General features: G+C 43.1%; 14 protein-coding genes and 1 riboswitch. Of the genes, 12 read left to right on the top strand and 2 right to left on the bottom strand.

All coding sequences use genetic code 11. From position 1 onward, the window contains the following. Nucleotides 1–39: 39 nt before the first annotated feature. The 7 genes from PTQ21_RS22610 (at nucleotide 40) to PTQ21_RS22580 (ending at nucleotide 10688) form a co-directional block, all read left to right on the top strand. A complete protein-coding gene (locus PTQ21_RS22610) occupies nucleotides 40–1767 on the top strand; it encodes a sensor histidine kinase (RefSeq protein WP_090806768.1) in 1728 nt (575 codons plus the stop codon). Between the two features lie 3 nt (nucleotides 1768–1770). Next, on the top strand, nucleotides 1771–2532 hold the full coding sequence (locus PTQ21_RS22605; protein ID WP_072733106.1) for a response regulator transcription factor: 762 nt from the start codon (nucleotides 1771–1773) through the stop codon (nucleotides 2530–2532). A gap of 7 nt (nucleotides 2533–2539) precedes the next feature. Then, a complete protein-coding gene (locus PTQ21_RS22600; protein WP_274567235.1) occupies nucleotides 2540–4087 on the top strand; it encodes an ABC transporter substrate-binding protein in 1548 nt (515 codons plus the stop codon). 112 nt (nucleotides 4088–4199) lie between these two features. Continuing rightward, a riboswitch (cobalamin riboswitch) is annotated at nucleotides 4200–4404 on the top strand. 169 nt (nucleotides 4405–4573) lie between these two features. Beyond that, nucleotides 4574–4747: a hypothetical protein gene (locus tag PTQ21_RS22595; protein ID WP_161490550.1), complete on the top strand. Its 174-nt coding sequence runs from the start codon at nucleotides 4574–4576 to the stop codon at nucleotides 4745–4747. Between the two features lie 395 nt (nucleotides 4748–5142). Next, on the top strand, nucleotides 5143–7443 hold the full coding sequence (locus PTQ21_RS22590) for a copper amine oxidase N-terminal domain-containing protein (RefSeq protein ID WP_274567233.1): 2301 nt from the start codon (nucleotides 5143–5145) through the stop codon (nucleotides 7441–7443). Nucleotides 7444–7626: 183 nt separating this feature from the next. Beyond that, on the top strand, nucleotides 7627–9915 hold the full coding sequence (locus tag PTQ21_RS22585) for a preprotein translocase subunit SecA (protein WP_274567232.1): 2289 nt from the start codon (nucleotides 7627–7629) through the stop codon (nucleotides 9913–9915). A gap of 17 nt (nucleotides 9916–9932) precedes the next feature. Next, nucleotides 9933–10688: a class I SAM-dependent methyltransferase gene (locus tag PTQ21_RS22580; protein ID WP_090950641.1), complete on the top strand. Its 756-nt coding sequence runs from the start codon at nucleotides 9933–9935 to the stop codon at nucleotides 10686–10688. 159 nt (nucleotides 10689–10847) lie between these two features. Here PTQ21_RS22580 and PTQ21_RS22575 read toward each other — a convergent pair whose 3' ends face one another. After that, on the bottom strand, nucleotides 10848–12230 hold the full coding sequence (locus PTQ21_RS22575) for an alpha/beta hydrolase (protein WP_274567231.1): 1383 nt from the start codon (nucleotides 12228–12230) through the stop codon (nucleotides 10848–10850). Further along, nucleotides 12220–12696 (bottom strand): MarR family winged helix-turn-helix transcriptional regulator, encoded by a 477-nt coding sequence (locus PTQ21_RS22570; RefSeq protein ID WP_063563706.1) that lies wholly within the window; start codon nucleotides 12694–12696, stop codon nucleotides 12220–12222. Before PTQ21_RS22570 ends, PTQ21_RS22575 begins: the two co-directional genes overlap by 11 nt. 357 nt (nucleotides 12697–13053) lie before the next feature. Between PTQ21_RS22570 and PTQ21_RS22565 the strand changes: the two genes are divergently transcribed. The 5 genes from PTQ21_RS22565 to PTQ21_RS22545 all read left to right on the top strand — a co-directional run bounded on the left by PTQ21_RS22565 (nucleotide 13054) and on the right by PTQ21_RS22545 (nucleotide 19991). Continuing rightward, nucleotides 13054–14001: an ABC transporter permease gene (locus tag PTQ21_RS22565; protein WP_053781115.1), complete on the top strand. Its 948-nt coding sequence runs from the start codon at nucleotides 13054–13056 to the stop codon at nucleotides 13999–14001. A gap of 13 nt (nucleotides 14002–14014) precedes the next feature. Next, the gene (locus PTQ21_RS22560; RefSeq protein WP_063563707.1) at nucleotides 14015–14884 is read left to right on the top strand and encodes a carbohydrate ABC transporter permease; all 870 of its coding nucleotides are present in this window, start codon (nucleotides 14015–14017) and stop codon (nucleotides 14882–14884) included. A gap of 64 nt (nucleotides 14885–14948) precedes the next feature. Beyond that, nucleotides 14949–16535, top strand: coding sequence for an extracellular solute-binding protein (locus PTQ21_RS22555; protein WP_090806759.1), 1587 nt, complete (start codon nucleotides 14949–14951; stop codon nucleotides 16533–16535). A 166-nt stretch (nucleotides 16536–16701) separates the two neighbouring features. After that, nucleotides 16702–18369 carry a sensor histidine kinase gene (locus PTQ21_RS22550; RefSeq protein ID WP_274567230.1) on the top strand — a complete coding sequence of 556 codons (1668 nt, stop codon included), beginning with the start codon at nucleotides 16702–16704 and terminating at the stop codon, nucleotides 18367–18369. Next, nucleotides 18369–19991 (top strand): response regulator transcription factor, encoded by a 1623-nt coding sequence (locus PTQ21_RS22545; protein WP_064637693.1) that lies wholly within the window; start codon nucleotides 18369–18371, stop codon nucleotides 19989–19991. Before PTQ21_RS22550 ends, PTQ21_RS22545 begins: the two co-directional genes overlap by 1 nt. Nucleotides 19992–20046 lie beyond the last annotated feature (55 nt).

The following is a 20046-nucleotide window of genomic DNA, read 5'->3' as shown; positions in this document are numbered from 1 at the left end:
TATAAGTCTCAATATAATCCAACTGCTAAGGAGAGCTGCATGTTTTCCTTCTTTCAAATCAAAATCTACCGCCGCAAATTTATTGCTTACGCGATTTTTACGTTATTCATGGGTCTGATTTTAAGCGTATTGACCACACTTGTTTTGCTGCAGCAGTGGTTAGAGAATGCTCAGAATCAAGCGGCAGATGCATTCTCCCGGGTTGAAAGCATTCTTCAAAACGATGCTGAGCGGATCGAATCCTATTTACAGCGAGTTTACTCCAATAACGGTCTGGTGGCAGACGTTCGTTATTTTCTCGCCAACAGCGCGGAAGGTTATCTGACGGGAAGACTCCAGAACAGCCGCTATGATCAGCCTCTCGCATCGTTTCCAGAGGATGTGAAAGCTTTTCTCGGCAGTGGGCAGGAAGATATTATCCAGGTGAGTCTGCATACCGAGGAACGAGGCAACGTAGTACGTTTCGCCAGTAACGGTGCGACGAGCTTTTTGTTTAATCTGCCTAACACGGATGATATATTTCGAGAGACAATCCAAAGAGGTTTCGTCATCCGTAAGCAGCTGCTGGACGAAAATCAAATCTCACGCCAGCTCGGTGAGTTTCGTTTTTTGGTCAGCAGCGATGTATTATTCAAAGGCGTGCAGAACAATCAATGGATCGAAAACGGAGTCGTCAGCGCGGCTGGAGATGTCTATCTCATGGACGTTGGAGGCAGAGCCACCCAGGAATTATTCATAAAGGCTGCTTCAAAAGAACGTACCAAGGGGTTTATGCAGTTAGGCAAGCTGAATCGCGCATTTTATGTGACCCATTCGTCCAATGCTTACGATTACCAATTGATTAGTATTGTAGACATGGCAGTGCTTATCCGACAAAAAACCGGTATGCTGCTTATCGTGTTCTTGATCTTCTTGGCAGCTATGGTCAGTTTTCTCCTTTTAATCGGATACAATCTTCGTGAAGACGCAGGTTTTCTGCAACGAATTATCTATTCCATCCAACGTGTAAAATCCGCCAATTTTACGCCAATCAGTCCGACCCGCTATCGAAAGAATGAGTACGGAATGATCGCGAGGGAACTCGACGATATGACGCATCAGCTCAACCAACATATTCGAACCGAGTACTTGCTAAAACTGAAACAGAAGGAAACAGAAATGAAAGCGCTTCAAAATCAAATTAACCCTCATTTTTTGTACAATACACTTGAAATTATCCGATCGTTTGCGCTGGCCGGCCGCGCAGTTGATACGGCTGAAGCGGTAGCTACACTGGGCTCGTTATATCGTGCAATCGTGAAGAACGAAGATATTATTCTGTTGGGCAGTGAGCTGGCTTTGCTTGAAAAATACTTAAAGATCATGGAATTTAAATATCCGGACAGATTCTATTATCAAATCAATGTGGACCAGGGACTACTGTCTCTGCCTACCGTTAAATTCTGGATGCAGCCGCTCGCCGAGAATTTTTTTGTTCACGGCTTCCATTCGGACCATGAATTTAATCTGCTTGTTGTGAATGGCATTGAAAATAACCACTCATACGTATTGGAGATTGTAGACAACGGGAACTCGATCTCGGAAGATCGATTGGCTGATATCCGCCGCAATCTGTCTTTTGTCGGGGACTCGGTATCGGAGAGCATTGGCCTGCGCAACGTGTATACACGGCTTCATTTTTTCTATGGGAAAGGCTTTACCATGCAAATTGAAAATAATGTGGAAGCTGGTGTCAAAGTTACCTTAACCATAGCGAAGGAGGCGTAATGTATGTACAAACTTCTGATCGTTGATGACGAGCCACTAATCCTGGAGGGAATCAAGCGAACGCTGGACTGGGAAATGCTTGGCTTCAGACAGATCGAGACCAGCGAAACCTATGGGGATGCGCTAACAAAGGCTGTGGAGTTTTGGCCGGACCTCGCAATTTTTGACGTTTGCATCGGCAAGGAGCGTGGCTATAACGCCATTCACAAGCTTAATGAGCTAGGGCTCCCGACGACCTATATTATGATGAGCGGTTATGGTGAGTTCGAGTACGCCCTGGAGGCTATTCATTGTGGGGTTAAGGATTATCTACTCAAGCCCGTTGAGCGAGCAAAGCTTCAAGCTCTGATTGAACGAGTTATTGTCGAAAATTTGAACGGTACGCTGGAGGGAAGAAATCCGAACTGCCGTGACATAGACCCTATATTGGAAGTGCGCTACGACAGCTTATCCAAGCTAACCAACCGCATTCTGCTGATGGTTAAGGCTGAATACGATCAAAATATCAATCTCAAAGTGTTGGCCAGTCGTTTTCGGATGAACGGAACCTATCTTGGACAGATGTTTCTGAAGGAAACCAAGATGAAATTTTCGGAGTACCTTATGGTTTACCGAATGTTATGTGCACGAGAGCGTATTCAGGCTACAGACGAGAAGATATCGACAATTGCACTCTCCGTCGGTTACGCTAATCTAAACTATTTTTATACGCATTTCCAAGCCTACTTCAGCAAATCGCCTTCCGATCTGCGGAGAAAGGAGTAGTCCAGAAATGATACATTCATCTATCTGGAACACATTGATCAAGTCTGTCCTGATTACAGCGATGTTGACGCTGCCTTTGTCGGGGTGTATATCAATATCCGGGCAGAACGAGGAATTCGACAGAAGTATCAACACAGTGAATCTGATTTATTATACGCTTGGCAATCCTGACCAGGATCTGAAGATGGTAAACGCTAAAATCAATGAAGTGTTGGCCCAAAAAATCGGAATCACTATTACATATATTAAGGTTGGGTGGCAGGAGTACAATGACCGGATCAATACGCTAATTTCGACGGGAACTCCTTTTGATATTGCTTTTACCACAGATTACTCAAGCTATGTTCAGCGAGGAGCATGGCTGAGACTGGACAGCTACTTATCCAGCTTCGGCAAGGATATGTACGACACGATCGACCCCGTTCTATGGCAGGGCGTTCGCATGGAAGACGGCGGCATCTACGGTGTGCCTACGAATAAGGAGCTTGCCGTCCGCATGCAATGGATGTATCCGGAGACGCTTGTCCAAAAGTATGACATCGACATTACAAAATACAATTCCCTGGAGTCTTTGGATCCGCTGTTCCAAATGATCAAGGAAAAGGAACCCTCCTATCAGTTGATGGAGATGGACAAGGATTCCCAGAACTTCTTCGCCATGTACGGTTACGAATATGTGTTGGACAAACCGCTACCGCTCATGGTGCGTTCTCTGGATCCCGACGCGCATGTGATCAATATATTTGAGACCAAGGAAGCAAGGCAGGTGCTGGATACACTCCGCAGCTATTACGTCAAGGGTTACATCAATGAAGACGCGGCCCTGCGGGAGAGCCAAAATCTCAAACGCGAAGAACGGGTTTTCTGGAAATCTGCGGGAGGGGGACCACTTTCGGAAAACAGCTGGAGCAAGGATCGCGGCTATAAGGTTGTTGCTTATCCCGTGACCCCGCCACTAATCACGACGGAATCTGTTCGCGGCGGGATTATGGCAATAAACGCAAAGTCAGCGCACCCCGTTGAAAGCGTAAAGTTTTTGAATTTGCTCAACACGGACCCGGAGATCCGCAATCTGTTTAATTACGGTATTGAAGGTGTGCATTATACGTTGGACAAGAACGGGCAGGTGCTGCTGAAATCTTCCGGAGACAGCGGCAATGATCCGGTATCAGAAGTCGGCTATGAAGGTGTGCAATATACACAAGGAAACTGGTTCATTCTCAAAACGATCGGTGGAAAATATCCCGATCCGTTGGATAAGTGGGATCAGTACCGAGCAGCAAACGCGGAATACGTTACATCGAAGTTGCTCGGATTTACGCCGAATTTAACCAGTATGTCCATTCAGGTCAACCTCATAAAAATGGTTTGGGAAAAGTACTATCCAAGCCTGATGACCGGCAGTGTGGATGTGGACAGGGTACTGCCCAAATTTAACGAGGAGCTGAAGCAGGCAGGTCTGGACGAGGTGCGGACAGAAGTGCAGAGGCAACTTGACGTCTGGCGTGTTGATCAGATGCATGGCATTCACAGTGTTCGTCACAAAGCTCACTAACTTATTTGTCATTTGAAAGGGTGTTCAGGATGTGGCATTTACTCCTTTGTAATTGAACGCTTGTATTTGTCTTTCGTTGTCGAGTAAGATGTAAGAGATTTTAAAATACCCAAATTAAATATCGGGAACAGGTGTCTGGTCGCAAACATTGCTTGTCGGCCAAACTTAAAAGGGAAGTCGGTGCGATGCCGACGCGGTCCCGCCACTGTGACGGAGGAGCAGGCAGCCTACTTAGCCACTGATTGAGATCAATCGGGAAGGCCGCTGCCATGTGACGATTCCGGAGCCAGGAGACCTGCCTGTTTCGACAGCACTGCTGTACCTACGGGAGATAGGAAGGTGTTAGATGAACCGTCATAATTTGCATAATTATGGAGGCGTCTTTCCCTATGCTTTTTCAGGGGGGAGACGTCTTTTTTGGTTGTCTACAGATGTCATGAGTACAGATGCCCACAAGGTTGTGGGTTATGAGGAGGGAGTCCATCAATGCGGTATGAATTAGTCCATTTTTTGTCTCACGTAGAAAATGAACAAACGATGATCAGAGTCATTCGAAATTTAAATGCCGATGCATATGGCGACCTGCTTCATCATCTGGAATATACATCTCCAGACACACAAGAGCGCTGGCAGAAGATACTACGAAAAGTACTAAGTTAGATTTGCTAGCAAGTAGAACATTATAGTACATTCTGGCTGGTAAAATCGATGCATAAAGAACGTAAGAAAAATCAATTGTCGAGGGAGAAAACGATTGTTCCAATTCAAAGTCGCTATTTTATAGCGGCTTTTTGTATTACTACGGTTAGCCAGTAATGTTAGTGAAGGCTTATACGTTTGCGCTATCCGCTGCTTAAAAGGTAATCTTTTGAAGACTCTTAAATGATTCTTTTATAATTCATTTGTTGAATAAATAGCATTTCCATTGAAAATAGCTGAACACGATCCATAATTTACAAGTTTACTAGAAACTTTTTCCTAAATCTAGCGTCTAATAGTATGACTTTTTGAGAGGATAACAATTACTTGGGAGCAGAAGGAGCCAAAGACAAAGCATGAATATGAAGAAGAAATTGTCCATTTTTACCGCTTTAGCCGTTTTTCAAGCATTTGCAGTCGGTTCAGTGAGTGCGCAATCAGCACCGCAAGATGACACAGCATCAGTAAATACGGCCAAAGTAGAATCGGTTGAGGTATTGAAGCAGGAGCAGCCGATCGCTGAGCGTGAAGTAAAGACAGGGAGCAATAATGCATCCACCAATACGCCGTCCACTAAAGGAAAAGAAACCGGAACTTTGACAGGCACTGAGGAAACACCCAAAACAGATATCGAGAAATCCGCCATTGATGGCGAAGGGGCGACTACAAACGAAACGAGTACGAAATCTGTAAACCAAGAGGGAACCGCCGAGGATGTTGAAACGCCAGCTACGCCAGCTCAAATAGAGCAACCATCTATTGATGGAAATTCTGCCGTAGCAGCAGGCGGCAATCTGACGTTGTACATGAATAGCAACAAAATGGAGCAGGATGGCAAAACGTATCTTGCTGGCCAGCCCATGACTGTAAAAAACGGCGTATCCTATGTTGCGATCCGTGCACTGGTGGACCGTGTGGGATACGGGGTCAAATACGATAATAAAACCAAGGAAACGATCATCATCAGTGGTGATAATGAGCTCCGATTCAAAACCAACAGCACGGTCTATACCGTAAATGGAGAGTCCAGAACAATGAAAGGCCCTGCTTATCAGCAAAAAAATACGTTCATGGTGCCGTTAACTTCCATTACTCAAGCTTTGAACATCACCTATAAAGTGAATCAGTCGGCTAAAACGGTTGTGCTGAATCTCAATACTAAACCCGTTGCAAGCTTTGTGATTTCCCAAAAGGAAATTTTTGCGGGCGATAAAGTGGACTATGTAACTTCTTCCAGTTCTCCAAATGGTCTGGATATCCTAGACGAACGCTGGACAGGTCGTCAGGAATCATTTGATCAAGCGGGTACATATACGATTTCATATCAAGTACAGGATTCCAACGGTCAATGGAGCGATCCCTATTTGATGACGATTCAAGTACTGAGTCCTAATCTTCCTCCTGTAGCCATGTTCACTACAGACAAGGAACAATATAAAATGGGCGAAAAAATAACATACATCGACCAAAGTACAGATGATGAAAACAGTATTGAAAAAACGGTATGGGAAAACAATTCGCTGGCCTTCTTTGAACCCGGTCCAAAAACGGTAACACTCACCGTTACTGACAATCACGGCGCGACGAACACGTACTCCAAAGTTATAACCATAACTAATGAGACATTATATTCATTTTCCGATTTCAATTTACTCTTCACGCCGGTAGGACAGAAATTCACCTTCAACGGTGGCGAAGTGACTTCTATGGAAAAAGTACCTTATACGTACAGGGATGAGCCAAGTCTGCTGATCCGCAGCAACAGTCCGGAAACGGTTAATACGGAAGGCATCGTATATAAAGAATCATCTTCAGGGCAGACCCGTTTCATGATTCATCATGTTAACAATACAGGCAAAAGAGTAAAAATGTATGTTATTGCAACCAATAACAACCCCAATCCGGCCGTATTCGAACAACAAAATATGGGCTTTGCTGGGCCTACACCGTATGCTACCGTAGCTGGGAAACTATCGATTGATAAATGGTTCAAATCGATTCAGACCAGAGCCGATCAAAAGAAAGAGGTTATTCAACCTGGAGAAAGCAAACTGATTTTGACCGAGCTAAATAAAACTCCGATGAAAGAAGGACAAGTGATCTCACTCTATTCGGATGCTTATAGTGATTATTCCCTGGACTATAACGTTATCCTCGTCGAAGAAAATAAAGATCCGTTCGAGACTTTACCAATGCTACCTGTGCTTGATCGTGACGGTGTGCACAACCGTGGAACGTACCCGAATGCGACTCGTATCATTACGTATGATCAGCTAGTGGGAGTCAAACCTGCTCGTCTGCCACTGGGTGATAACGCAAGCGATCCCAATCTGGTTGGAACAGATCCAATGGCTTACACAGACGCATCCAACGCGGGTAATTTTGGCGTATTGTACAAAATCACGCTGAATAATGTGGCTCCGCGTACGTTAATCTCATTTAACCCTCGTGGAGGGAAATACTCAGGAGTGGCTCTAGTGAACAATCAGGTTGTATCCATTGCCGATGGTAACGTTGCTGTTAGCAATTCAAGTGAACAAAGCGTTCTTTACCGCACAGGGGCATATGGAGAGAGCGTAACGATTCTTTTCTCTGCCGCGCCAGGAAGCAACCTGCCGGTTAATCTACTCTTTACACCGCTCCCATCGGAGAAGTGATGAAGTTGTCTCTCATAAGCTAGAGCGGGAATGAATGATTGGGTTGGCGTATTAACTATCGAAGTGAAGGACTCCATAAGGAGTCTTTTCTTTTCACTGGGGATATGAGGATATACGGAATGGATGCTGCTTAAAAAGCCACTATAGAACCGCTTATTTCTACTGAGGAGGAATCAAATTCCGATGAATGTAGTCGTCAAGTTGATACGTGAATTCAAGGAGCGCGATACCCGGCGTTTGTTGAAAGGTTATCGAGACAAAGTGGAGCTTATCAGGAAACGGAATTTGGAAGCTTGGGAAGATCAGCGTCTACAAGTGGAATCCCTTCGGCTGCAAGAAGAAGCACGATCAGGCACGCATTTGGATGAGCTGCTTGTTGATGCTTATGCGTTAGTCTGCGAGGCTGCGAAGAGAACACTCGGATTACAGCCTTATGATGTCCAGATTATGGCTGCTATCGCTTTGCACGAGAGATTTTTGATCGAGCAGCATACCGGTGAAGGAAAAACACTCTCTGCTGTTATGCCTGCTTATCTCAACGCGTTGACAGGCGAAGGCGTTCATGTACTCACTTTTAACGACTACTTGGCAAATCGAGATGCGGAGTGGATGGGTCCGATCTACCGCTTCCTCGGATTAACGGTAAGCTCGGTTCAAGCGGGCATGAGCCTGTTGGAGAAACGGGAAGCGTACGCCAAGGATATAACCTATGTTACGGCTAAAGAAGCAGGGTTCGATTATTTGCGTGACACAATAGCATTAAATGAAGCTGATACCGTACACCGTCCTTTCCACTACGTCATCGTCGACGAAGCGGATTCATTGCTTCTTGATGAAGCGCGGGTGCCGCTAGTCATTAGTGGCGATTCGAGCGCTTCCAAGAATGACGGTATTCTTTTCGCAGAAGTGGCCCGGCAGCTTCAGCCAGCAGAGCATTACGATTTTGACGAGTTCCAGCGGAACGTTTACTTGAATGATGCGGGTGCTGCGAAAGCGGAGTTGCTGCTGGGATGCGGCAATTTGTACGATAGCCATAATAGTCATTTGTTAACGTCATTGAATTGTGCGCTGCATGTGGAAGCGTTATTAAAAAAAGACGTCGATTACATCGTCCGGGATGGTGAAATTGAGTTAATCGAAGAACATACCGGCCGTGTGGCTGAGAACAGGTATTTTCCGGACGGGCTGCAAGCTGCAGTGGTGGCGAAAGAAGGGTTGCAGTGGAAGGCCGGTGGTAGAATTCTCGGTACGATCACCATTCAACATTTCATTAGCCTGTATTCGGGAATTTGCGGAATGACGGCTACGGCGCTCGCTTCAGCAATGGAATTCGAAGATATCTATGCGCTGCAGGTCGTGCAAATTCCGCCGAACCAGCCAAACATACGGATCGACCACCAGCACCGAATTTACACCCATAAAGAAGCCAAATATAAGGCGCTTGTACAAGAAATCTCTTCCGTCCATAGGGTGGGACGCCCCATTCTTATTGGTACGTCAAGCGTCGAGGAGTCTGACATGCTGGCGGAGGCGCTTGCGATTGCCGGCGTATCTTGTCAGGTTCTGAATGCGAAAAACGATGCGAAAGAAGCCGAGATCATCGCCAAAGCGGGAGAAATCGGGGCCATAACGGTATCTACGAATATGGCAGGGCGCGGCGTCGACATTCGTCTGGGCGGCGGTAATCCCGCTCAGGCAGAAGTGGTTGCCAAGCTAGGGGGATTATACGTGATAGGTACACATGTGAACGAAAGCATGCGGATAGACAACCAGTTGCGCGGGCGTTCCGGCCGCCAAGGTGATCCGGGTGTTTCCGTATTCTATATAAGCCTGGAAGACGAGTTGATGCTTCGCTTCGGCATTCATAAATTGTTTCGCGCCCCCAGGCAGGACGAGGTTCTTGATGATCCGGCGCTCCGCAGCAAAATCGAGCATATTCAGCGCGTGATTATTGGCCAAAACTTCGATATTCAGCGGGAATTGAACAGTTATTCGGATATGGTGGAGGATCAGCGGCGAATCCTTTACGAGGAGCGGCTCGAAATATTGAAAGGCGAGAGGAAGATGAGTCCTTCAGAGCAGCGGGTACGGCTTTTTTATATCGACGAGTTCTGGGCTGACCATCTGGCATACGTTTCTTACATTCGTGAAAGCATCCATCTCCAGAGCATTACCAGTCGCAACCCGATCGACGAGTTTCATACGCAAATCACCCAAGCATTCGAGCAAATTCCGGCTAAAATAGATCATGAGTCGGCGAATATGCTTAGAAAACTCGGAGGTTCGAATGATCCGGCGAAATGGGAACAGTTCGGTCTGAAGAGTCCTATTTCGACTCGGACTTATATGATCAACGATCAATACAGCCAAGATAAGCGCAGTTCATGGACCGGAACGACGGTATTTGCTTTTTGGGGCAGTAAGATTTTGAAGCTGTTACTGAGGCCGATATATAGGATGTCAAAATATTGATGGGAGCGTGACGATCGATGAACAACAGAGAACGGTTTTCGAGTCGGGTCGATTCGTATTTGAAATACCGCCCGAGCTATCCCAAAGAGGCTATTGACCATTTGTACGACGTCGTCGGTTTACGTGCGAACAGCAACATAGCAGACATCGGTTCAGGTACTGGGATCATCTCAAAGCTACTTCTGGAACGCGGAAGCTATGTTATCGCGGTCGAGCCAAATCAGGCAATGCGGGAAGCCGCCGAGCAAATGTTAGAAAGTAATCCGAAATTTCAGAGTACATCAGGTTCTGCAGAATCTACTGGGTTACCTGATGAGTCGGTTGATTTTATTGTCTGCGCTCAGGCGTTTCATTGGTTCGATCGCTCCGCAGCCCAAATGGAGTTTCGCAGAATTTTACGGCCAGGTGGGAGAGTAATACTCATCTGGAATTCACGTCTTACAAACGGTACTCCATTTCGTGAAGAGTACAATCAACTGCTTCATACATACGGAACCGACTACGAAAAAGTCAATCATAAAAATATTTCTAAGACGATTCTGCTCTCTTTTTTCAAGGAAGGTTCAATGCATGAAATGCGATTCAGAATGAGTCAGGAGTTCGATTTCGAGGGTTTGAAAGGCCGTTTGCTATCATCTTCCTACAGCCCTGTACCCGGGCATGCAAATTACGATCCTATGATGACAGAACTGCGGAATTTATTTGATAAAAATAATCAAGATGGTATTGTTGAATTCGATTATGAAACTGAGATTTTTTGGGGAGAAGTATAGATCAACAAAATGATACCCAGCTATATCATCAAGCTATAGCTGGGTATGTTTGTGGAGTTTACGTCCATAGAGCCTTTTAACGATTGTACGCCTAGATGTTGATTCGTTGCCTAAGTGATAAGTAGGCAACGACTTTTTGTTTATAAATGTCTAACACCATTAATCTAAACTATCCAAGAAGGCTAATTTTCTCTGAATATAAGTTCGAGTTGCTTTAGTATCAATCGTGTTCATATATCCATGAACTTCTTTGCTCTCATGGATATCAGGAATATATAAATCTGTCTTGACCCCTAATTCTTTTAAGCGGTTATAATAATCTTCAGCCTGATCTGTGAATGTCCCCGTGTTTCCATCCGTTATAAAAGTTGGAGGGAAATTACTCGTCGCTCTTGGTATTACATTTAAGGATTGTAAGATATCTTTATCAGCGCTAACCACCGGCTGACCAATGTATGCACTTCCTGATTGAGCGAAAATATAGTCAGTCACGATGTCTTCGGTTACGGTTCTATGGCCCCGACTAAAGTCAAGAATGGGTACTTCTAATACTAAAGCTTTGATATCCGTAAGCTCTATGACAGGATTAATATCGATTTCTTTCGCATACTCAGGGTTAGCTTGAATTGTCACAAAGTCTGCAGCGATAAATCCACCTGCGCTTCCCCCGCCAAAGATTACATTGTTCATATTAATTCCGTACTGTTTGCCATTTTGCTGCATATATTGCACCGCTTCTGATAATTGTTTTATGGGTGTAGGGTGTATATATTCTGGAGCTAAAGCATAATTTATGGTCACCACATTATAACCATGATCAACCATTAATTCATAATGATATAACATTGTATTTGAAGCCGCTCCTGCGTTAGGATCACCTCCAATTGAATCTCCCGCTATAAAGCCACCGCCGTGCACATAAAAGTATGTTGGACGTTCTTCATCCAATTGACCATCGGGTGTAATGATATTTAAAAAACTTCTTGGATACTTATCTCCATATTGAATATTCGTTGTTAACTGATATTTACCATCAATAGTTGTGGTAGTAGATGGTTCTGTTGTGTAAGTATTTTCTGCTCCAGAACTGCTTTGCAAATATAAAGCAACTGGCTTTGGCGTAGCTGTAAATAATATTAATATGGATGTCCCCAACATTAAAACAAGGACGAGAACCCATTTGCTAATTCTCAACGTTAATGATTTGAAACTTCGATTCATTTTCTTATGCATGCCTAATGCAAAAATAATTAATGCAAACCCGGTTACTGCAAATGAAACTTGTGCAACTACAAATAATCCGATTTTATCAAATATCATCCAGAGGATTTCAGTAGCTATAAACAAAGCCGAGATACCTAACCAGGCACGATAGATCTTTTCATTTAAGTGCTTCTTAACGACTAGAATATTAACTACAGACACAACCATGGCTACGATTCCTAATGGGATAAGATAATTGATAAAAAATGACTGTGACCAAGACAATAAGATCGTAATTAACCCTACAATAACTCCGTATAACCTCATACTAAATTTCATTTTTAACCATATCCTTCTTTATATTATTTAATTGTGTATCAATCACAGATAAATATTGGTTTAATTCCTCCAGCTCTTTAACAGTGAGCTTATTTCCTAAAGGCATCAATACAGCCAGTATTTTCTGTCTCTCTTCCAACACAATGTGCTGTCCTTTTTCTGTTAATTCAAGCCAGACCACTCGTTTATCTTTTTCATTGTACTCACGTTTAATTAATTCTTTATCCGTTAATCGATTCACGATAGCAGTAATAGAACTTTTCTTGACATTAAGTGCTTTAGCTAAAAAACTGGCTGTGCAATGATCAGTCGTATTAATGACATTCAATAAATTAAACTGGTCTGGAGTAACACTGCTATCTTTTGAAATATTCTTTTGAATAGATTGCATACTTATTGAAATTGATATTGCTCTCTGAGTATACAGATCAATATGTTGTTCTAATTGCTTTCTATCCATATCCATAGTTAATTGCTCCTTTACGAGATTAGTTTCATTGTCTAACGGTTAGATTGTGAAACTAATATTAACAGCATGTTTTTTGTAAGTCAACAATTGAAAAAAGACAAATGTTATTGTTAGTTAAGATTCGCCGTTCTAAACACTTGTCGAGAGACAAGAACATAGTCCCATTTGAAAGTCGCTATTTTAGCGGCTTTTTTTATTTAGCCATACAAGTTCTTGTCCCACTTTCCGGTATGAGCTGTTGGAACGATCCAAGACACACATCCTTAATATCTTATAAGAAATTCTTGAAATTTCAGAAATTTATCCGATAGGGGGGTGCTAATATACAAATACAAACAAAGACGAGGTGATGATATGCAAGTGAAATTGGCAGCGGACGCCATTCCCCTCTCCAAAAAGCGGAAGTCATGGATAAGGACGATCCAAAAATATAAAGTGATGTATGCTCTCTTATTACCGGCCTTAATTTATTTTGCCGTATTCAAATACATTCCTATGGCGGGAATATTGATTGCTTTTAAAAACTACAACCTGGCTTTGGGCGTTTGGGATAGCCCGTGGGTGGGATTCAAAAATTTTACGGATTTTATGAACGGCGTTTATTTCTGGGACATCATGAAAAATACGATTGTTATTTCGCTCTATAAGCTATTGTTCGGTTTTTCCGCTCCCATCTTACTTGCTTTACTGCTCAATGAAGTTCATACCCAATGGTTTAAGAAAATCGTACAGACCATTACTTATTTACCCCACTTTCTGTCTTGGGTCATTGTATATGGATTGATGGTAGCCTTATTAGCCCCAGGTGATGGCCTTTTTAATATGATTTTGAAGGAAAGTGGTTTTCAGCCCATTTCATTTCTAACGGAGCCTGCTTGGGGGAGACTGCTGGTCATCGCATCTGAAATTTGGAAGGACATTGGATGGGGAGCGATTTTGTACCTCGCCGCATTAGCAGGTATTGATCCAAGCTTATATGAAGCGGCTCGAATGGATGGCGCTTCCAAATGGAGACAGCTCTGGCATATCACTTTACCCGGCATTCGAGGAGTCATTATTCTGATGCTGATTCTTAAATTAAGCCATATTCTGGATGCTGGCTTTGACCAAATATTCATGTTTGCCAACACCTTTAACCAGGAGAAGATCGACATTATCGACACATGGGTATACCGTGAAGGGTTGGAGCGTCTTAAGATTGGCTTGGCTACTGCTGTAGGATTGTTTAAAGCTGTCATTGGATTTGGTTTAGTTTTGGCAGCCAATAAGCTCGCCAAAAAATTCGATGGGCAAATTTGGTGAGGTGGTTTTTAAAATGATCAATTTGACAATCGGGGAAAAAGTCTGGCAATCCGTCGTTTATGTGATTCTTATTTTCTTATCACTACTTTGCTTACTACCCTTTCTGTATGTGATTGCTGTCTCCGTGACGCCAGAATCGGAAGTGTTAAGAAGAGGGATTGTGATTATACCAGAATCTTTTACCTTTCTAGCCTATAAAGAAGTGTTCATTTCTCATGGGATCTGGCAGGCGTATAAAATTACGTTGTTTCGAACGATTGTAGGCACGGTGCTTAATGTGTTATTTACGGTCTTAGCAGCTTATCCGTTATCCAAAAAATATTTGCCGGGACGCAGTCCGTTTTTACTATTCATTGTGTTTACCATGATGTTCAGTGGGGGGTTAATTCCGACTTATCTACTAATTCGCTCTCTGGGGTTGCTAAACAGTCCGTGGGTATTGATTATTCCAAATCTCATTAGTGCATTTAATCTGGTGATCATTAAAGGCTTTTTCGAGCAATTGCCTGGTGAAATTGAGGAATCAGCGAGGGTTGATGGTGCAAGTGAACTTCAATCGTTATGGCGGATCATTTTACCACTGTCTTTGCCCGTCATTTCCACCATTTCTTTATTTTACGCAGTGGGGCATTGGAACAGTTATTTTGATGCTATTGTTTATATCAATGATTCCAACCTCATGCCGCTTCAAGTAGTCTTGCGCAACATCCTGCTTAACGTCGCAACACAAAGCGCTGAGTCGCTCGCCAATTCCGGAGCTGTAAGTACGTTCGCTGTGCAGATGGCTACAGTTGTTGTGACTACGATTCCGATTTTAATCGTTTACCCATTTTTACAAAAGCATTTTACCAAAGGTGTGCTCTTGGGATCCGTTAAAGGTTAAAAGTGTTCCAACCTAACTTATTACGGGGAAACCGTGATAATATACAAGCAAAGGAGAGGTCAATATGCAGCGTAAGAAGATTTCATTTGCTATTCTGTCGGCAATCTTAGGATTGGGAACGCTACTGTCAGGATGTGGGGGAAATGAAGAAGTTACATCGACAGCTTCGGGTAATTCGCAAGGGCAGTCTGGCCAGTTTGCAACCAAAATGAAAATCTCAATGTTTAACCAAGGCACTTTCAACGCTGCTGCTCCGGTACCTCCACGTGATGAAGATGTTCAACGTAAAATGTTGGAAAAAGAGATGAACATCGACTTGGATATGATGATTCCTCAAGCTGGGCAAGCAACAACCAAACTGAATACACTCATTGCAGGCGGAGATATTCCAGATTTGATCTTCTTGAAGAGTCGGGCTGATCTCGCGCAATATTACGACCAAGGCGTTCTTGCGGATTTGACACCGTATCTGGATCAATTCCCTGAATTAAAGAAACGGTTTGGCAACGACTCATGGGATGCAATGTCCTATCAAGGAAAAACGATTGGAGTTCCAGGCTATGATAATGTTAACGGTATCAGTCGAAGCTTCTTCATCCGCAATGATTGGCTGAAAAAGCTGAATATGGAGGTACCAACGACACCGGATGAGTTGTTCGAAGTTATGAAAGCCTTTACAGAGAAAGATCCGGACGGGAATGGTAAAAACGATACGTACGGATTTATCGGCGGTATGAATAAAGAAGGTAATCTGCAAACCTATGGCTTCGATAGCTTGATGTGGATGTTTGGTGTCAATCCTCCTTCGGCCGTTGAGATAAAAGATAATGAACCGGTATTTCTGTTTATCGATCCCAAAATGAAAGAGGCGCTTGCTTACATTAACAAAATGATGGCCGCCAACGTGGTAGACCCAGACTGGGTGACGATGAATTCACCTGATCTGTTGGACCAAAAGATGTTTAAGGGTAAAGTTGGCTTCATGATCAGAGATGCCCGTAGGCTGGAGCCGGATTATCAGCAGAAAATGAAAGAGATTAGTGGCGAGGTGCCGGAATGGATCGTCATTCCTCCGATGAAAGGTCCTTACGGGGATCAAATTGTAGAAAGAAAATCATTCCAAGGTAATTCATGGGCCATTTCCGCGAAAGCGGATAAGGACAAAATCATTCGGATCTTGTCCATGCTGAATTATCTCTTTACAGACGAAGAAGCTTATCCTAACTTTGCATACGGAATTAAAGGTATTCATTGGGATGTGGTGGACGGCAAGATCAAAAATAAAACCTCCGAGTTATCGAAGGAAATGAAAGAGAAGTACCTGTGGGTCGATCATTATAGAATGCCGCGCCGTGGTGATGATGCGGAGTACTTCAGCTTCCAGAATCCTAAGACGGCGGAGGCTTTCAAGGACAATCAGCAATATGTGGGGCCAACGTTGCCCGGAAATTTATTGACTCCAGACCCCAACGATACTTTGGATGCTGACCGAACTCGTTTCATTAATGAAAGCTTAGTTAAATTTATGACGGGCAAAGAACCTCTTTCGAACTGGGACAATTTCCTCCAAACGTTGGATACTAAGTTTGACATGCAGAAATATAAGGAAACAGCAATCAAACAATTTAAAGAGGCCGGCCTTATCAAGTAAAATAAATAAACAAAGAGAGTGGCTATTCGTAGCCCCTCTCTTTATTAGCATATGCTATTCTTAGTTTACTATAGAATTAAAAGGAAGATGATGGATGCGAAGAAGAATCAGCTTGCCTTTAAAATTATTTTTTCTCGTGTTTGCGTTTGTATTAGGTTGCATCATCTTGATAAGCCAATTGTCTTATCGCTATGTCCAAAAGGAAATAAGAACCAATGACATTTTTTACACCAACCAAATCCTTGACAAGGTAGACCAGTACTTCACTGTTAATTTTTCTTCCTTCCAGACGATTCTCTTCTCAGTCGAAACATCAGTGAAAGCCAATATTGACAATGCGGAAGTGATTAAAAAGCAATTAAGAGAACTGTATGAACTCAATAGTAGTTACGTCAGTAATATATATTTGATCAAAAGCGATTTATCCATTCTAGGCGGAAGTACAGCTACCCGAATATTCGATGAACCTTTATCTGAAAGAGAACCTTTGTTTGATGCGGCTGACAAGAACAGAAGGACTACCTTTGTTAGTGAACCTTACAAATCGAAGTATTCCGGCTGGACCGTTACGATGGTTCGATATCTGAACGGTGCTCCGTTTCCAATGGCCATTGCGGTTGACTTGGATCTAAATGCCATTGAAGAAACCTTGTTCAAGATTAATAAACAAGAACAAATGAATCTGGCTCTGATCACAGCGTCAGGTAAAATCATTGCCGGATTTTCTGAAAATAAAGGACTACTGAATATTCAAGATCATACGTTTTCGATCGGGGAAACGTCAGCGGAACAAATTCTGGATACGACAGAAACAAGTCTCCAACTGCATACCATGGATGGCATTCCGGTCTCCCTTCTAAAAAAACCGACGGAGAAATTCAACTGGACCATCATCTCAATTAATGATGAATCACGCTTGAAAGCAGCTTTGTCCAGATTGGAAACCTATTATATTGAGCTTCTAGCTGCAGGTCTTCTCTTAAGTTTGATCATTTCTTTTTTGGTTGCCAAATATATAAGGAAACCACTGTATACACTCAAAACAAAAATGAAGCAAGTGGAGCAAGGCTTACTCACAACGACAATTACGGTTAATCGAAACGATGAGTTTGGAGATCTTTCACGAGCATTCGATCGTATGCTGCAGCAAATTGTGGAACTGATTCGGCGAGCGGAACTTCATAATGAACTTGAGCGGAAGTTGGAAATCCAGGTGCTACAGTCTCAAATTAACCCTCATTTTCTGTATAACACACTTGGTTCGATCAGCAACGTTATACGTCTCGGACAAATAGAGAAAGTAGATGTAGTCATCGGATCGCTTATTTCATTATTGGAATACGGGATAGACGATGCTTCAGAGAAGGTTTCCTTAAGTCAGGAACTACGTAATGTAGCGGACTATATTGAGATCCAGAACATTCGGTATAACCGAAACTTCCACTTGATTGAAAATATCGAAGCAGGGTTAATGGATTTTCCTGTTTTTCGAATGCTGCTGCAGCCTCTTGTGGAGAATAGCATCTTCCATGGTTATAACGGAGGGGGAATTGAGGGGCCTATTACGATTCATGCGTACAGGGAGGACAGTATCGTCATCATAGAAGTTGTTGATCAAGGCGAGGGAATTCCAGCTGATAAAATAAAGCATATTTTAACCTCAGAACCGAGTGAAATGGAACTAAAAAGGAAAAGAATCGGGCTAAATAATATTCATAGCCGAATAAGACTTCACTATGGCGATCAATTTGGACTGCAAATCATTAGCATACCTAAGGAAATAACCCGTATACGCGCTGTATTCCCGGCAGAATTGCAAAAAGGAGATGCATAATGGTGAGAGATTATACCTGCTTCATTGTTGATGATGAAGACCTGATCATTCAAAGATTGGAATTGTTTTTTAATGAACTCTCTCATAGGGATAAGCGATTTGTTCTAGTGGGCAAAGCGAATAATGGGCTGAATGGGATCGAGGAGATCATAAAAATTAAGCCGGACATCGTCATATCCGATATCGTTATGCCGCGAATGGACGGAATCTCCATGATTGAGCAGCTCAAGGCGGAGCTCCCCCATACGCAATACATACTTTTGACCGCCTATTCATCCTTTGAATACGCCCAGCGAGCGATTCAAGCCAACGTATTGGAGTACATTGTAAAGGTTCCGCTGAGGGAAGCGGATTTGAATCGAGCTTTGGATAAGGCAGCTGGAATTTTAAATGAGTTTAAGAAAAAAGAAGCGGAATTTCAATCGTTAAACGTATCCGTGCTTGAAAATAAATATAGAGTGCGCAAGCAATTTTTTAACGAACTGATTAGAGGCGAAATTCCTTCTCATCGGGCATCGGATTTTGCTAATCGCATGCAGTTTCATTTCTTTCAAGCGAACTATTGCTGCTTCATCGTTGAGATGAATACGTATGAAAGTTTCCGCAACGAATACGCTGCCGCAGATCAAAACATCTTGAAATATGCGATTACGAATATCATCGAAGAAACGGTAATGAATGGTGGCAGTGGGGTAGCTGCGGATCTGTCCGATAATCGTTTTATTGGCTTTCTATCCTGGGAAAATAACCGCAGTGATATGGAAACGGAATATGCTTGCCTATCCTTGGGAGGGCAGATCGTCTCTCATTTGCATCAATATCTGAATCAAAGGGTATCCGTCGCTTTTGGTGGTCCACACCGAGGCTGGGAATCGATCAAACAGGCATACACGGAAGCTAAAAATGTGAGTGAGGATTTCTATTATCATACCGAGAAAGTAGTAAAAACACCGATGCATCGGTTCCAATACGATAATGACAAAAAAGCAGACTTTCAGCAGAAGCTGGCTGATTTTCTTATACGGATGAAAAGGAAGATTTCCAAGGAAGAGCTGGAGAATGCACTTGTCGATCTGTCTCAATTTGTTTCGGACCATAAAATCCACAAGTCCATCATGGCACCAATGATTAGAGACTTGTACAGAGACATTACCGTAAAGTTTAAATCAGGGAACAAGATGGCCACGGAAGTCCCAGACTTCCCCATGGAATTTATGGCTTTTCAGGAGCAGCTCGCTTATATTGGTGACTTCACATTCGAATACGTACACGCGGGCCAACTATTACATCGTGCAGAAATCATGAGTGCTATGCATTTTATCGAGAAAAACCTGAAACAACGCTTAACATTGGAGGCAATTGCGGAGGAAGTGAATCTAGCGCCATCGTATTTTAGCAGCTTATTCAAAAAAACAATGAGCGAAGGCGTGATCAGCTACATCAACCGTAAAAAAATCCATCTCGCTCTCGAGTTGTTAAACGTCCGGGATTATTCTTTATTGGAATTGTGTGAGGAAGTAGGCATCGTCAATGAAGGTTACTTTTGCAAACTGTTCAAAGAATATACGGGTGATACACCTAAGCAATATCGGATAAAAATGACACGGTACGAATCCAAATAAGGATACAAAAAATGTATGATTTTTTCGTGAAATCCTGTAAAAAAAAAGAGGCCAA

This window comes from Paenibacillus marchantiae, from assembly GCF_028771845.1.
Taxonomy (GTDB): Bacteria; Bacillota; Bacilli; order Paenibacillales; family Paenibacillaceae; genus Paenibacillus; species Paenibacillus marchantiae.
The sequence above is the reverse complement of the archived record's forward strand: the minus strand, read 5'-3'. Positions and strand labels throughout refer to the sequence as shown.

What these genes read in the sequence shown, in the direction of transcription:
- PTQ21_RS22600 (WP_274567235.1), top strand. Translation starts at nt 2,540, where the DNA reads ATGATACATTCATCTATCTGGAACACATTGATCAAGTCTGTCCTGATT.
- PTQ21_RS22555 (WP_090806759.1), top strand. Translation starts at nt 14,949, where the DNA reads ATGCAGCGTAAGAAGATTTCATTTGCTATTCTGTCGGCAATCTTAGGA.
- PTQ21_RS22590 (WP_274567233.1), top strand. Translation starts at nt 5,143, where the DNA reads ATGAATATGAAGAAGAAATTGTCCATTTTTACCGCTTTAGCCGTTTTT.
- PTQ21_RS22595 (WP_161490550.1), top strand. Translation starts at nt 4,574, where the DNA reads ATGCGGTATGAATTAGTCCATTTTTTGTCTCACGTAGAAAATGAACAA.
- PTQ21_RS22560 (WP_063563707.1), top strand. Translation starts at nt 14,015, where the DNA reads ATGATCAATTTGACAATCGGGGAAAAAGTCTGGCAATCCGTCGTTTAT.
- PTQ21_RS22605 (WP_072733106.1), top strand. Translation starts at nt 1,771, where the DNA reads ATGTACAAACTTCTGATCGTTGATGACGAGCCACTAATCCTGGAGGGA.
- PTQ21_RS22565 (WP_053781115.1), top strand. Translation starts at nt 13,054, where the DNA reads ATGCAAGTGAAATTGGCAGCGGACGCCATTCCCCTCTCCAAAAAGCGG.
- PTQ21_RS22585 (WP_274567232.1), top strand. Translation starts at nt 7,627, where the DNA reads ATGAATGTAGTCGTCAAGTTGATACGTGAATTCAAGGAGCGCGATACC.
- PTQ21_RS22545 (WP_064637693.1), top strand. Translation starts at nt 18,369, where the DNA reads ATGGTGAGAGATTATACCTGCTTCATTGTTGATGATGAAGACCTGATC.
- PTQ21_RS22610 (WP_090806768.1), top strand. Translation starts at nt 40, where the DNA reads ATGTTTTCCTTCTTTCAAATCAAAATCTACCGCCGCAAATTTATTGCT.
- PTQ21_RS22570 (WP_063563706.1), bottom strand. Translation starts at nt 12,696, where the DNA reads ATGGATATGGATAGAAAGCAATTAGAACAACATATTGATCTGTATACT.
- PTQ21_RS22575 (WP_274567231.1), bottom strand. Translation starts at nt 12,230, where the DNA reads ATGAAATTTAGTATGAGGTTATACGGAGTTATTGTAGGGTTAATTACG.
- PTQ21_RS22580 (WP_090950641.1), top strand. Translation starts at nt 9,933, where the DNA reads ATGAACAACAGAGAACGGTTTTCGAGTCGGGTCGATTCGTATTTGAAA.